This window comes from Olleya sp. Hel_I_94, assembly GCF_007827365.1.
Lineage (GTDB): Bacteria > Bacteroidota > Bacteroidia > Flavobacteriales > Flavobacteriaceae > Olleya.
On the sequence record NZ_VISI01000002.1, the window covers coordinates 2,038,304 to 2,052,663 of the forward strand.

The following is a 14,360-nucleotide window of genomic DNA, read 5'->3' on the forward strand; positions in this document are numbered from 1 at the left end:
TATAGTAAATACTTACTCAAAACAACAGACTAAAAACAGTACAAATCTTATCTTTGCAGGCTATGATTTTAACTTACAAAGGGATATCAATTGCCTACTCTGTTTCGGGACAAGGTAAAACCGTCACATTATTACATGGTTTTTTAGAAAACAGTACAATGTGGAAAGACACAGTGACATTATTAGAAAAAACACATCAAGTTATTACCATAGATTTATTAGGTCATGGCAAAACAGAGTGTTTAGGCTATGTGCATACTATGGAAGACTTTGCAAATGCAATAAACGTCGTGCTGACACATTTAAATATTACAAGCACAACACTTATTGGTCATTCCTTAGGTGGTTATGTTGCTTTGGCTTTCGCCGAAATTAAACCAGAACTAATAATAGGGTTATGTTTAATGAACTCGACACCATTTTCAGATAGTCAAGAGCGTATCTTACTTCGAAACAGAGCCATTAAAGTCGCAAAATCCAATTATGAAAACCTAGTGAGTATGTCAATAAGTAATCTGTTTTTTGAAGATAACAGATTACGTTTTGAAAAAGAAATTGAACATATTAAAACCGAAGCTTTAAAAACACCACTGCAAAGTTACGTTGCCACGCAAGAAGGCATGAAAATAAGAATTGACAGAACTGCTATTTTAGAAAACCTAAACTGTAAAAAGTTAATTATAGCAGGTAAAAACGATCCTATTTTATCCAAATCGGACGTACTTCATCTGGAACAATTAAATGGTATTAAAATTACTATTCTAAATGGTGGACACATGTCTCACGTAGAAAATAAAGAAGAATTCCTACAAGAGATAATGCGTTTTAACGAATAAATATAGCTTTTTGACTGATTTTTAAAATATTGTTCATATATTCGGAATCGCTATCTATCAGATTTCTAAGACCTAACCATAGTTATCTGATTACATAAAGGCCTATAAGTATGAATAACGAACAACAAAAACCATCACTAAAGGGACGTTTATACTGTTCCGTTTTTGGACACAACTTTAGCGTAAGCAAAAAAGTAACCTATCATATTAAAGAGTATAAGTGCTGTCATTGCAAAAAAGAAATGACTATAAACAGCAAAGGACACTTAACCGACTTGACACCAAAATATAAAGAAATAAACTCGGTGTTAGAGCGTATTCATCAAAACAAATTAACTAGATATAGCAACAGTCAAATTATACAATCATCTGTTTTAAAAATGACATCTTAGTTAGTTTCAAAACTATTCCAGCCTTGAGCTGTTAGTTGTATTTTTTGATCACCTCTTGTAACTAAATGTGCACCTGAAGCTTCATCTGTAATATAGCCTATTACAGTTAAATGTGGATTCGCTTTAATTTTAGGAAAATCTTCTTGAGATATGGTCATCAACAACTCATAGTCTTCTCCTCCACTTAAAGCAATAGTAGTACTATCCATATTAAACTCTTCGCTAGTAGAAATAACTTGAGGATCTAAAGGTATTTTATTTTCATACAGATCACAACCTACTTTACTGGCTTTACATAAGTGTAAAATTTCTGAAGATAAGCCATCACTAATATCAATCATAGCAGTAGGTTTAACTTCTAAATCTTCTAATAGTTTAACAATGTCTTTTCTTGCTTCAGGCTTTAATTGACGCTCTATTATATACGTGTACCCATCTAAATCAGGTTGATTATTGGGATTCACTTTAAAAACTTCTTTTTCGCGTTCTAAAACTTGCAAACCTAGATAAGCACCTCCTAAATCTCCAGACACTACTAATAAATCGTTTGGTTTGGCTCCACTTCTGTAAACCTCTTTACCTGTTTTTACTTGGCCAATTGCAGTCACAGAGATAATTAATCCAGAAGTCGAAGAGGTCGTATCACCTCCAACTAAATCAACATCGTATAACTTACAAGCAGTTTGCACGCCAGCGTAAAGCTCTTCTATAGCTTCTAAAGGAAAACGATTAGATACAGCAATGGATACTGTTATTTGAGTCGCCTCTGCATTCATGGCATAAATATCGGATAAATTGACAATTACCGCTTTGTAACCTAAATGCTTTAAAGGCATGTAGCTTAAATCAAAATGGACACCTTCAACTAAAAAATCTGTAGACACTACTACTCTATCTTTATCAAATTCTAAAACAGCAGCATCATCACCTATTGCCATAATTGTAGATTTTTGAGTTACCTCAAAACTTTTAGCTAAATGATCGATTAATCCAAATTCTCCTAATTGGCTTAAATCTGTACGTTGTTGGTTTTTATCTTCTATCATACTGCAAAAATACTAAGCTTAATTCAATCTTAACAAAAAAAGCATTTAAATTGTTTAATTATCAAAAACAAGAGGCATCAAATGTAATTAATTCATCAATTTAACAAGTTAAAAGTAATTTTTATCGCTATTTCTGCTTAATTTGTGTCCAAAAATTATGAATAACTTAACCTAATGAATATTTCAAAAAAATTACTCCTATTTTTATCTTTAGCTACTAGCACTTTAATATTTGCGCAAAGTCCATGTGTAGGTGGATTTGCATCGCATACCATTGATGGTGTTACAACTAATTATCCTTGTGATGGTTATGATTTATTATCTAGAGTTCCAATCTCTACATTAGCTACAACTTTAGGTAATGAAGAAGGAAGTGATATTTGGGGATGGACAGACCCATTAGACAATAAAGAATATGCCATTATAGGAACCACTAACAGTACTGCTTTTGTAGATATTAGTGACCCAATAAACCCGATATTTTTAGGTCGAATAGAAACCGTAAACAATAACACATCGTTTTGGCGTGATGTTAAAGTATACAATAACCATGCTTACATTGTGGCAGATGGTGTTGGTGCTCATGGCATGCAAGTCTTTGACTTAACCATTTTAAGAAATGGCGTGGATAGCGATTTAACATTTGATGGTCCCCAAGTATTACGATTTACTGGAAATGGAGGCTCTGGCGATTTAACCATTGGAAGTTGCCATAATATTGTTATAAATGAATCTGAAGGCATAGCCTATTTAGTTGGTTGTAGTGGAGCTGCAAGTGGAGGACCTGTTTTTGTAGACATTACAAATCCATCAAGCCCTACTGTAGTTGGTAGTTATGCTGAAAAAGGGTACACACATGACGCACAAGTTATAACCTACAACGGAACAGATAATAACGTAACAAGCCCTACAGTAAGTGGAGTATCTAGTTATATTGGACGCGAAATTTTACTAGCTAGTAATGGTGGCTCAAATGACAGAGTTGTATTATTAGATGTTACAGAAAAAAACAATCCTCAGTTTATTTCAGAAATCACTTATCCCAACCCAGGTTATGCACATCAAGGTTGGTTTACAGATGATCACAGATATTTTATTTTTGGTGACGAAACAGATGAACAAAATTTTGGTTTTGGAACCAGAACATTTGTTTTTGACATGTTAGATTTAGATAATCCAGTATTAATTTCAACTTACGAAGCTTCATTTACAGCAATCGACCATAATGGTTATGTTAAAGGCGATAAGTTTTATTTAGCAAATTATAGAGCAGGTTTACGTGTATTGGATATTCCTACTCTAATCTCTACCAACAGCACTAATTCAGAAATTGGATATTTTGACACATTTCCTTCTAGTAATAGCGCCAACTTTAATGGAGCTTGGAGTATTTACCCATATTTTTCAAGTGGAAATATTATAGTGAGTGATATTGAAAGAGGATTATTTGTAGTACGTGCTAGCGATAATCCTTTAAGCACAAAAACTTTTGAATTAGATAACACTATTTCTATATCTCCAAATCCAGCTACACAATCTAATGTAACAATTAAAGCGTCAGCTACTATAAACACAGTAGAAGTTTACAATATAATTGGTAAAAATCTAATTTCTAAAAGCAATATTAACACAAATTCATACGTTTTACCTATTCCTAATTTATCCAATGGAATTTATTTGGTAAAAATCAACAATTCTGTTTCCAAAAAACTAATAGTCAACAATTAACACCATGAAAAACATTTCTAAAACAATAAAATCTTTTATGCTTAGCTTAAGCATCCTTTGTTTTTTAATTATATATCAAAGTTGCTCTAAAGATGACGAAAACGGGACAGGTACACCTGTTGCAACAATTGCAGATGCTGATCAAGACGGAATAGCAGATAATATTGATAACTGTATTAATATTGCAAACCCTAATCAAGAAGATTCTGATAGCGATGGTATTGGAGATGTTTGTGATGACGATTTAGACAATGATGGTATTACTAACGATTTTGATAATTGTCCTTTAACAGCAAATCCAGATCAATTAGACGAAAACAACAACGGAATTGGAGATGTTTGTGAAACAGAAAACGCACCACTTTATCCATGTATAGATGGTATGGCAGGACCATATCCTTGCAATGGTTACGACCTATTAGGACAAATCAATGTTTTTATATTAAGCGGTAGCAGTAATCAGGAAGGAAGTGACATTTGGGGTTGGACAGATCCTCTGGATGGTAAAGAATATGCAATTATTGGGTTATCAAACAGTACCGCTTTTGTTGACGTATCGGATCCTATTAACCCAATATTCTTAGGTCGATTAAACTCAAGTGCTGGATCAAGCGCCTGGCGAGATGTTAAAACTTATAACAATCATGCGTTTATAGTAGCAGATAATGTTGGATCACATGGTATGCAAGTCTTTGATTTAACACGATTAAGAAATGTAATTAATGCACCTCAAAATTTTACTGCAGATGCACTGTTTAATGATGTTGGTAGCTGTCATAATATAGTTATTAACGAATCTGAAAGTGTTGCTTACCTAGTAGGTTGCTCCTCAACAAATGGTGGAGGACCTATATTTGTCGATATTAGCGACCCAACTAATCCTGTTAATTTAGGAGACTATACAGCTGTAGGATATACACATGACGCACAAGTAGTCACTTACTCTGGTCCAGATTTGGATTACACAGGAAAACAAATATATGTAGGTAGTAATGGTAATACAGATCAAGTTGTAATATTAGACGTTACAGACAAATCCAATGTGATTGAAATAAGTAGCTTCACATATCCACAGACTGCTTATGCGCATCAAGGTTGGTTTACAGAAGATCAAAAATATTTTATTTTAGGCGACGAACAAGACGAACAAAATTTTGGATTTAACACCAAAACACTAGTTTTTGATTTTACAGACTTAGATAATCCAATTGAACACGCCACCTATCTTGGCCCAACTCCAGCAATTGATCATAATGGTTACGTAAAGGGTAACGAATATTATTTAGCTAATTACAGAGCAGGATTAAGAGTGTTAGACATTTCCAACATAGCATCTACTACTAACTCTATGACAGAAACTGGATATTTTGATACCTATCCATCAAGTAATAGCGCTGCTTTTAATGGTGTTTGGAGTGTCTATCCGTATTTTGAAAGTGGTAATATAATTATTGGAGATATTGAAGGTGGATTACTTATAGTACGTAAAAGCAATTAATTAAATGAAAATTAAAACAATCCATAAAACTTTAACCCTTTTTTCCATTTTAATGGCATTATCGTGTAATGACGATACTGAAAACACAACCCCTAATCCAACGATTACAACGCAAGGAATTGTAGAAAGCGTTAAAACAATTGGAGGTTCTAAAAACGAAAGTGGACAAGCTGTTAAAAACACTTCTGATGGTGGTTATATCGTTTTAGGTTTTACACAATCAACAGATGGTGATGTAACAACTAAACTAGATAACAGTTATGATGTTTGGGTTGTAAAATACAATCAAGACAACCAATTACAATGGTCTCAAACATATGGAGGATCAGGTGACGAAAGAGGTAATGATATTATTCAAACTAACGATGGAGGTTATGCAATAATTGGATTTACTTACAGTAACGATGGAGACATCACTAACAATAATGGACAGGAAGACTTTTGGATTATAAAAATAGACGCTCAAGGCAACTTGATTTGGCAAAAAACGTATGGCTTTTCAGGGATAGATACAGGCTACTCTATTATACAAACTAGCGACAATGGTTTCTTTGTAACCGGAGTTTTAGATGTTACAGCATCCAATGGAGCAGGAAATACCAGAAGCAACCAAACATTACATGCTGGCGGAGATTATTGGGCTGTAAAATTAGATCAATCCGGAACGTTAGAATGGAGTAAATACTTTGGTGGTTTTTTCTCAGACACTGCCTATGATGCCATTCAAACAGCAGACCAAGGTTTTATTATTGTCGGATCATCAGATAGCGCAGACACAGATATCTCTAATAATAAAGGATCTTATGATTTTTGGGTTGTTAAAATATCAAACTCAGGTAACTTAGAATGGGAGAAAAATTTTGGAGGAGATGAAATTGATGAAGCAAGAGCAATAACACCTTCAGGAGATGGAAACTATTTAATTATAGGAGATACAAGAAGCGAAGATATTGACGTAAGCACAAATTTTGGAGCTGCAGATGTCTGGCTAATAAAAATTTCTCCACAAGGAGAATTACTTTGGGAAAAAACATATGGAGGAGAAGATTTTGACGTTGGTAGAGCAATCTCTTCAACTCAAGACAATGGATTTATTATCTGCGGAAGCTCAAGAAGTTTAACCGGAAATTTAACTAATAATAAAGGCCAAAATGATGGTTGGGTTTTGCAAATCGACGCTAATGGTAGCTTAAAATGGCAACAAAGTATTGGAGGTAGTAACATTGACTTTTTATACGGAATTACACAGCTTAATAATGGCACAATAATATCTGTTGGAGAATCCAGCAGTAATGATTTTGATATCACAGAAAATAAAGGATTTACAGACTTACTCTTAATTGAAATAAAATAAAAATGAAAAAAACAATTGCCCTTATATTGCTTCTAGCAATTACATTTTCCTGTAACGAGGATATGGATGACAACACAACATTATCTGCAAGCGTTAACTTTAAATTTACGCATGATTGGAATGACACTCTAATTAATAGTAGCAATCTAGAAACAGAAACAGTTACAAATGCTAATGGTGAAGTAATAAACATGGTTAGATTTAGATATTTAACATCTAAATTCAAACTAACAAATACAGCAGGAGACACCTACAGTTTTGAAGGCTTTAAATTTACAGACTTAGCAGAAGAAGAGTCATACAATTTTACGCCAGACATAAATGGAATTCCTTCCGGAACTTACACTTTAAGCTTTGTTTGGGGTTTTGATGAAGAAGATAATATTGATGGAGCCTATCCAACATTAAATACAGCCAGTTGGAATTGGCCAGAAATGTTAGGTGGTGGTTATCATTTTTTACAATTTGATGGTATGTATAATGTAGACACACCAAACCCTTTACCTTTTAACTTTCATAATGGTACAGCAAGAGTTGAAGATGGATTATTTGAACAAAATTTTGCGACGATAACTTTAGACACACCAATTACAATAACTACCGAAACTACAATAGAGGTTAAGATGAATATCGCTGAGCTATTTACAAACCCTAACACATGGGACTTAAACGTATTAGACACACCTTTAATGCCTAATTATGACGCTCAAAAAATGATGCAAGAAAACATTTTAAGTGTGTTTACAATTGGCGAAATCACACAATAACTAATGAAACACTGGTTAACATACAGCCTATTTTTTATAATTCTTTTTAATTGCTCTTCCGAGGAAGCATCGCAAGACAACAACTATGTTCCAATCCCATTTCAATTAGAAATACCTTCACTATTTGAAGACAAATTAATTGATCCAATAATTCCTGTGAGTAACAAATTAACTGTGGAAGGTGTAGCATTAGGCAAACGGTTATTTTTTGACAACATATTATCCGTTAACAACACCAAAGCCTGTGCTAGTTGCCATTCACCACAGCATGCTTTTTCTGATCCAAATCAGTTTAGTGTTGGTGTAACAAACATTGAAGGCACCAGAAATAGCATGCCTCTATTTAATTTAGCTTGGAATTTTGACGACAGATATTTTTGGGATGGACACGCATTAGGATTAGAAAACCAAGCGCTAGAACCAGTAATAGATGCTAACGAGCTGGGAAATGATAGTTGGGAACCAGTGGAAGCAAAACTTAATAATCATCCAGAATATCCGCAACTATTCAAACAGGCTTTTGGCACCTCAGTGATCACTAAAACATTAGTTTCAAAAGCAATAGCTCAATTTGAACGCACTTTAATTTCCGGCAACTCAAAATTTGATAAATTTTCAAACGGAGAAGTTGCATTAACACCACAAGAACAAAACGGATTGGATGTTTTTATGGACGAAACTAGAGGTGATTGTTTTCATTGTCATGGTAATCCAAACAATCCACTTTGGACAGATAATAAGTTTCACAACAACGGTTTGGATGCCACATTTTCAGATTTAGGATTTGGTTTAATAACTGGTAATCCTAATGATAATGGTAAATTTAAATCACCATCCTTACGTAATCTAGCCTACACAGCTCCTTATATGCATGATGGTCGATTCGCAACATTGGACCAAGTTATTGAGCATTACAGTACAGGACTACAAGCGTCTTCAACCATTGATCCTTTAATGAAAAAAGTAGCACAAGGAGGTGTCAATCTTACAACACAAGACAAAGCTGACCTAAAGGCCTTTTTGCTATCGCTTTCTGACCCTTCTTTTTTAAACAATCCAGCATTTATTCCTGAATAAAAAAAACCTATAAAACCATATACTAATATAATGTTAGTTGATATGGTAAAAAGCGACTGATGTTGTATCTTTGCACTCTATTTAGATAAAATCTAATTAACAAGTATGATAAAAGTTTCTGATACCGCTAAAAAGAAAGTCATCGAATTGATGAATGATGATGGCTTTAACCCAAGCACAGACTACGTTCGCGTTGGTGTAAAAAGTGGTGGTTGTTCTGGATTGTCTTATGATTTAAAATTTGACAAAGCAAAAGAAGATGAAGACAAAGTGTTTGAAGACAATGACGTTAAAATTATTGTAGACAAAAAAAGTTTTCTTTATCTTATAGGTACCACTTTAGAATACTCTGGCGGATTAAACGGAACTGGGTTTGTGTTTAATAACCCTAACGCTAACCGTACTTGCGGTTGTGGCGAATCATTTTCATTATAACAAAACTGATAGACAAATTATGTCAAAATATACAGAGGACGACCTTAGAGAAGAATTAAAAACCAAAGAATATGAATATGGTTTTTTTACAGATATAGAATCTGAAACATTCCCTATTGGTCTAAACGAAGATATCGTTCGTGCTATTTCTATGAAAAAAGAAGAGCCAGAATGGATGACAGAATGGAGACTTGAAGCATTTAAAGTGTGGCAAGCAATGGAAGAACCGGATTGGGCTAATGTAAATTACACCAAACCAGATTTTCAGGCAATTGCATATTACTCTGCTCCTGTTGCTGTGGATCCTAACAAGACATTAGATGACGTAGATCCAGATTTACTAGCAATGTATAAAAAGCTAGGAATATCTGTTGACGAGCAAAAAAAGATGAACAATGTCGCTATGGATATTGTTGTCGACTCTGTGTCTGTTGCCACAACTTTTAAAAAGACTTTAGCAGAAAAAGGTATTATTTTTATGCCAATATCTGAAGCTATAAAAGAACATCCAGAATTAGTTAGAAAATACATTGGTACCATCGTACCAACAACAGACAACTTTTATGCAGCATTAAATAGTGCTGTATTTAGTGACGGTTCTTTTTGTTATATTCCTAAAGGTGTTAAATGTCCAATGGAATTATCAACATACTTCAGGATTAATCAAGGTGGTACAGGACAATTTGAACGCACATTATTAGTAGCAGATGAAGGTAGTTATGTATCATACCTGGAAGGCTGTACTGCGCCTAGTAGAGACGAGAACCAATTACACGCAGCAGTTGTAGAGCTTATTGCTTTAGATGATGCTGAAATAAAATACAGTACAGTACAAAATTGGTATCCTGGTAATGCTGAAGGAAAAGGTGGTGTTTACAACTTTGTAACTAAACGTGGTTTATGCGAAAAAAACGCCAAAATCTCTTGGACTCAAGTTGAAACAGGAAGTGCTGTAACTTGGAAATACCCAAGTTGTATATTAAAAGGAGATAATTCTGTAGGCGAATTTTACTCTATTGCTGTCACTAACAATCACCAACAAGCAGATACTGGAACAAAAATGATTCATTTAGGTAAAAACACTAAATCAACCATTATTTCTAAAGGTATATCTGCAGGAAAATCACAAAACTCTTATCGTGGTTTAGTTCAAATTAGTAGTCGTGCAGACAATGCTAGAAACTTTTCTCAATGTGATAGTTTGTTAATGGGTAACGAGTGTGGTGCACACACCTTCCCATATATAGAAGCTAAAAATAAGACTGCACAAATAGAGCACGAAGCAACAACAAGTAAAATTGGTGAAGACCAAATATTTTATTGCAACCAACGTGGTATAGATACAGAAAAAGCTATTGCACTAATTGTAAATGGATTTAGTAAAGAAGTACTAAATAAATTACCAATGGAGTTTGCTATTGAAGCTCAAAAACTATTAGAAATATCGTTAGAAGGATCTGTTGGATAATATATATACTATGAAAAAACTAACCCTAATTTTATTAAGCTTAACCTTTATGGTAGCTTGTAAAAATGATAATAAACAAACTGAGGTTACTACCCAAACAAAAGCAGAACCAATCAAACTATTTATGTTTGATGGAGGAACAGTTCAGGTTAACAAATTAGAGATTTTTTCTCAAGACGATTTGTACAAAGGTGAAAGTAAAACTTTTGCTGATATGTTTTTTGTTATTAAACATCCAGAAGGTAATTTGCTTTGGGATGCAGGATTAGCAGAAGGTTTAGTTGGACAAAAACCTTTTACTACTCCTGATGGTGCATTTACCGTATCTAGAGATCAAGGTATTGAAGAACAACTAAAAACAATAGGTTTACAAACTAAAGATATTGACTATATAGCCTTATCACACACACATTTTGATCACTCAGGATCTGCATCAAAATTAGCTCATGCTACTTGGATTGTTCAACAAGTAGAATATGACTTTGTTACAAGTATAGAGCAACAAAAAAACAATCCTGATAATTACAACGCTATAAAGGATTTAAAAATAACTAAAAAAATCAATGGAGATTTGGATGTTTTTGGAGATGGAAAAGTGATTATTAAGTCCACTCCAGGTCATACACCAGGTCACCAATCTTTATTTTTAGATTTAGAGCAAGAAGGACCATTATTTTTAGCAGGAGATTTATATCATTTTGAAGAAAACAGAACGAATCATATTGTACCAAGTTTCAACTTTAGTGTAGAGGACACAAAAGCATCAATGGAAACTTTTGAAGCTTTTGCAAAACAAAAAGAAGCACGAGTGATCATTCAGCATTCAACAAAAGATTACAATAGTTTAAATCACGCTCCAGAGCCTATTCAATAAATATAAGCATGAAAAAAATAGCTATTCTTTTAATTTTTATTGCATTTGTAAGTTGCAAAAAAGATCAAGGCACAGCCTTTAAAGGAGATTTTGTATACTATGCAAACGCAGCAGTATTTCAAGTAGGTAATGATATACATGGTGTGGTCCTAAATGACCAAGTAAGTACATTGGCCGAACAAGCTAAACAATACCAAAAAGAGCCAACAGATATGGTGACTGTAGAAGTTTTAGGAGAGTTAATTCCTAAAAAAGAAAATGAAGATAGCTGGCCTTTTAAATTAAAAATAAATAAAATAGTAAGCGTTAGCGCTTTAGACCCGAATAAAAACGACGTTATCAAACTAGGAAAATAAACAGTATGTTACAAATAAAAAATTTACACGCAAGTGTTGAAGATAAATCTATTTTAAAAGGTATTAACCTTGAAGTTAAAGCAGGAGAAGTACATGCTATAATGGGACCAAATGGTTCTGGTAAAAGTACATTAGCTTCGGTAATAGCAGGAAAAGAAGAATATGAAGTAACAGATGGAACTATTCTTTTAGAAGGTGAAGATATTGACGAATTAGCAGCAGAGGAACGTGCACACAAAGGTGTGTTTTTATCGTTTCAATATCCAGTAGAAATTCCTGGAGTTAGCGTTACTAACTTTATGAAAACTGCAATTAACGAAACACGTAAAGCTAAAGGTTTACCTGATATGCCAGCTAACGAAATGCTAAAAATGATTCGTGAAAAATCAGAACTTTTAGAAATTGATCGTAAGTTTTTATCTAGATCTTTAAACGAAGGATTCTCTGGTGGAGAAAAGAAACGTAACGAGATTTTTCAAATGGCTATGTTAGAACCTAAATTAGCCATTTTAGATGAAACTGATTCAGGATTAGATATCGATGCTTTACGTATTGTAGCCAATGGTGTAAATAAACTAAAAAGTAAAGATAATGCTGTAATAGTCATTACCCATTACCAACGTTTACTAGACTATATCGTACCTGATTTTGTCCACGTACTATACAATGGTCGTATTGTTAAGTCTGGAGGAAAAGAACTAGCACATGAGTTAGAAGAAAAAGGTTACGACTGGATCAAAGAAGAAGTAGACGCTTAAAAAGTTTGCAATGGTACTGTTATCTAACAGATAACTTACCGCTAAAAACACAAATAAATATAATACGTTACAGCATTAATTAACAAACCCTGTTTTTTAATAGCTGAATACCGAAGACTTAAAATATGAGTTTAAAAGAAAAATTAGTATCCTCTTTTTTAGCATTCGAAAATCAAGTGGATTTAGAGTCTAAAATACATGATGTTAGAAGCGAAGCAATAAAAACGTTTGAGGCTAAAGGCTTTCCTACAAAAAAGGACGAAGCTTGGAAGTACACCTCTTTAAATAGTGTTTTAAAACACGACTATAGCTTGTTTCCTAAACAAGATAATGCCTTAGAGTACAGTGATATTAAAAAGTATTTTCTAGATGATATTGACACTTACAAAATCGTGTTTATAGATGGTAAATACTCTTCTAATTTATCTCAAACTACGCATGATGGTATTGATGTTTGCCTAATGTCTTCAGCATTGCACAAACCTAAATACCAACTAATTATTGAAAACTACTTTAATAAAGTAGCAGGTAAAGAAGGATTAACATCTTTAAATACCGCTTTTTCTAAAGAAGGTGCCTACATACACATTCCTAAAAACAAAGTGGTTGCTAAACCTATTCAAATAGTACATTTTTCTACAGGAAATGAAGCTGCATTAATGCTACAACCACGTAACTTAATTGTGGTTGACGAAAACTCTCATGTACAAATTATAGAGCGTCACCAAAGTTTGACAGACAATCCTGTTTTAACAAATTCTGTTACAGAAATTGTTGCTAACAAACGTGCCATAGTTGATTACTATAAAGTGCAAAATGACAACATTAATGCATCATTAATAGACAGCACTTTTGTAGAGCAAAAACGCGAAAGCCATGTATCTGTGCATACGTTTAGTTTTGGAGGAAAGTTAACACGTAACAATTTAAACTTCTATCAAAACGGAGAATATATGGACTCTACATTAAACGGAGTTACCATTATTGGAGATAAACAACATGTTGACCACAACACTTTAGTACATCATATAGAACCTAATTGCGAAAGTCATCAGGACTACAAAGGAATTTTTAACGACAGCTCAACTGGTATCTTTAATGGTAAAGTTGTAGTAAACAAAGAGGCACAAAAAACCAATGCCTTCCAATCAAATAACAACATATTATTAAGCGATAAGGCAACGATAAACTCTAAACCTCAACTAGAAATTTTTGCAGATGATGTAAAATGTTCTCATGGTTGTACAATTGGACAATTAGACGAAAGTGCTTTATTTTATATGAAATCTAGAGGTATTCCAGAAAAAGAAGCTAAAGGATTATTAATGTACGCTTTTAGTAATAACGTTTTAAAGTCTGTAAAAATTCCAGAATTAAAACAACGAATAACTAAAATTATAGCAAATAAATTAGGTGTTAATATAGGTTTTGACTTGTAAAAAATATGGATATTTTAAACACTTCAAACAAAACCTTTATTAAATTAATTAGTATTTGTTTAGTAATAGCTGCTGTAACAGGCACACTATTTTATTTTACAAAAGGTGGTTTTTTTGATGGTATATTACTAACCTTTGTAGGTCTGTCATGTACTTACATGTTGCTAGTTTTATCTGTATTTGTATTTAAAAATTTAATTAACTTCATGGCTAAAGGCAATATAAAGCTGATACACGTGGCTTTATCACTTGGTATAACATTAGCAATGTGTATTTATCTTTTTATACAACTTTTTAATATTGTAGCTAAAGAGTTTTAATTTATTTTCAAT

15 protein-coding genes are annotated in these 14,360 nt (G+C 33.3%); 14 read left to right on the forward strand and 1 reads right to left on the reverse strand.

Translation table 11 applies throughout. The annotated features are described in order from the left end of the window. The first annotated feature begins 62 nt into the window (after window positions 1–62). Together JM82_RS12355 and JM82_RS12360 are read left to right on the forward strand one after the other, a co-directional pair. Complete coding sequence (locus JM82_RS12355) at window positions 63–836, forward strand: alpha/beta fold hydrolase (protein ID WP_145004373.1); 774 nt, start codon at window positions 63–65, stop codon at window positions 834–836. A 110-nt stretch (window positions 837–946) separates the two neighbouring features. Next, entirely contained in the window at window positions 947–1,228 is a 282-nt protein-coding gene (locus JM82_RS12360) for a hypothetical protein (RefSeq protein WP_145004376.1), read from the forward strand. On the opposite strand, the gene thiL is transcribed toward JM82_RS12360, so the two are convergent. Beyond that, window positions 1,225–2,274 (reverse strand): thiamine-phosphate kinase, encoded by a 1,050-nt coding sequence (gene thiL, locus JM82_RS12365; protein WP_145004379.1) that lies wholly within the window; start codon window positions 2,272–2,274, stop codon window positions 1,225–1,227. The genes JM82_RS12360 and thiL overlap by 4 nt on opposite strands. Window positions 2,275–2,448: 174 nt before the next feature. Between thiL and JM82_RS12370 the strand changes: the two genes are divergently transcribed. The 12 genes from JM82_RS12370 (at window position 2,449) to JM82_RS12425 (ending at window position 14,348) form a co-directional block, all read left to right on the forward strand. Continuing rightward, a complete protein-coding gene (locus tag JM82_RS12370; RefSeq protein ID WP_145004382.1) occupies window positions 2,449–4,002 on the forward strand; it encodes a choice-of-anchor B family protein in 1,554 nt (517 codons plus the stop codon). Window positions 4,003–4,006: 4 nt separating this feature from the next. Continuing rightward, a complete protein-coding gene (locus tag JM82_RS12375) occupies window positions 4,007–5,500 on the forward strand; it encodes a choice-of-anchor B family protein (protein WP_261375378.1) in 1,494 nt (497 codons plus the stop codon). Window positions 5,501–5,504: 4 nt separating this feature from the next. Continuing rightward, on the forward strand, window positions 5,505–6,854 hold the full coding sequence (locus tag JM82_RS12380) for a hypothetical protein (RefSeq protein WP_261375379.1): 1,350 nt from the start codon (window positions 5,505–5,507) through the stop codon (window positions 6,852–6,854). 2 nt (window positions 6,855–6,856) lie between these two features. After that, a complete protein-coding gene (locus JM82_RS12385) occupies window positions 6,857–7,621 on the forward strand; it encodes an MbnP family protein (protein ID WP_145004385.1) in 765 nt (254 codons plus the stop codon). 3 nt (window positions 7,622–7,624) lie between these two features. Next, complete coding sequence (locus JM82_RS12390) at window positions 7,625–8,698, forward strand: cytochrome-c peroxidase (protein ID WP_145004388.1); 1,074 nt, start codon at window positions 7,625–7,627, stop codon at window positions 8,696–8,698. A gap of 105 nt (window positions 8,699–8,803) precedes the next feature. After that, window positions 8,804–9,133, forward strand: a complete 330-nt coding sequence (locus tag JM82_RS12395) for a HesB/IscA family protein (protein WP_028282341.1) — start codon at window positions 8,804–8,806, stop codon at window positions 9,131–9,133. A gap of 19 nt (window positions 9,134–9,152) precedes the next feature. Beyond that, window positions 9,153–10,601, forward strand: a complete 1,449-nt coding sequence (gene sufB / locus JM82_RS12400; protein ID WP_145004391.1) for a Fe-S cluster assembly protein SufB — start codon at window positions 9,153–9,155, stop codon at window positions 10,599–10,601. Window positions 10,602–10,611: 10 nt separating this feature from the next. Next, a complete protein-coding gene (locus tag JM82_RS12405; RefSeq protein ID WP_145004394.1) occupies window positions 10,612–11,475 on the forward strand; it encodes an N-acyl homoserine lactonase family protein in 864 nt (287 codons plus the stop codon). A gap of 8 nt (window positions 11,476–11,483) precedes the next feature. Continuing rightward, window positions 11,484–11,831, forward strand: coding sequence for a hypothetical protein (locus tag JM82_RS12410; RefSeq protein WP_145004397.1), 348 nt, complete (start codon window positions 11,484–11,486; stop codon window positions 11,829–11,831). A gap of 5 nt (window positions 11,832–11,836) precedes the next feature. Further along, window positions 11,837–12,589, forward strand: a complete 753-nt coding sequence (sufC, locus tag JM82_RS12415; protein ID WP_145004400.1) for a Fe-S cluster assembly ATPase SufC — start codon at window positions 11,837–11,839, stop codon at window positions 12,587–12,589. A gap of 125 nt (window positions 12,590–12,714) precedes the next feature. Further along, complete coding sequence (gene sufD, locus JM82_RS12420) at window positions 12,715–14,028, forward strand: Fe-S cluster assembly protein SufD (RefSeq protein WP_145004403.1); 1,314 nt, start codon at window positions 12,715–12,717, stop codon at window positions 14,026–14,028. Between the two features lie 5 nt (window positions 14,029–14,033). Then, complete coding sequence (locus JM82_RS12425) at window positions 14,034–14,348, forward strand: hypothetical protein (protein ID WP_145004406.1); 315 nt, start codon at window positions 14,034–14,036, stop codon at window positions 14,346–14,348. The last annotated feature ends 12 nt before the right edge of the window (window positions 14,349–14,360 follow it).

What these genes read in the sequence shown, in the direction of transcription:
- JM82_RS12355 (WP_145004373.1), top strand. Translation starts at nt 63, where the DNA reads ATGATTTTAACTTACAAAGGGATATCAATTGCCTACTCTGTTTCGGGA.
- JM82_RS12405 (WP_145004394.1), top strand. Translation starts at nt 10,612, where the DNA reads ATGAAAAAACTAACCCTAATTTTATTAAGCTTAACCTTTATGGTAGCT.
- JM82_RS12375 (WP_261375378.1), top strand. Translation starts at nt 4,007, where the DNA reads ATGAAAAACATTTCTAAAACAATAAAATCTTTTATGCTTAGCTTAAGC.
- sufD (WP_145004403.1), top strand. Translation starts at nt 12,715, where the DNA reads ATGAGTTTAAAAGAAAAATTAGTATCCTCTTTTTTAGCATTCGAAAAT.
- JM82_RS12385 (WP_145004385.1), top strand. Translation starts at nt 6,857, where the DNA reads ATGAAAAAAACAATTGCCCTTATATTGCTTCTAGCAATTACATTTTCC.
- JM82_RS12360 (WP_145004376.1), top strand. Translation starts at nt 947, where the DNA reads ATGAATAACGAACAACAAAAACCATCACTAAAGGGACGTTTATACTGT.
- thiL (WP_145004379.1), bottom strand. Translation starts at nt 2,274, where the DNA reads ATGATAGAAGATAAAAACCAACAACGTACAGATTTAAGCCAATTAGGA.
- sufC (WP_145004400.1), top strand. Translation starts at nt 11,837, where the DNA reads ATGTTACAAATAAAAAATTTACACGCAAGTGTTGAAGATAAATCTATT.
- sufB (WP_145004391.1), top strand. Translation starts at nt 9,153, where the DNA reads ATGTCAAAATATACAGAGGACGACCTTAGAGAAGAATTAAAAACCAAA.
- JM82_RS12390 (WP_145004388.1), top strand. Translation starts at nt 7,625, where the DNA reads ATGAAACACTGGTTAACATACAGCCTATTTTTTATAATTCTTTTTAAT.
- JM82_RS12395 (WP_028282341.1), top strand. Translation starts at nt 8,804, where the DNA reads ATGATAAAAGTTTCTGATACCGCTAAAAAGAAAGTCATCGAATTGATG.
- JM82_RS12425 (WP_145004406.1), top strand. Translation starts at nt 14,034, where the DNA reads ATGGATATTTTAAACACTTCAAACAAAACCTTTATTAAATTAATTAGT.
- JM82_RS12370 (WP_145004382.1), top strand. Translation starts at nt 2,449, where the DNA reads ATGAATATTTCAAAAAAATTACTCCTATTTTTATCTTTAGCTACTAGC.
- JM82_RS12380 (WP_261375379.1), top strand. Translation starts at nt 5,505, where the DNA reads ATGAAAATTAAAACAATCCATAAAACTTTAACCCTTTTTTCCATTTTA.
- JM82_RS12410 (WP_145004397.1), top strand. Translation starts at nt 11,484, where the DNA reads ATGAAAAAAATAGCTATTCTTTTAATTTTTATTGCATTTGTAAGTTGC.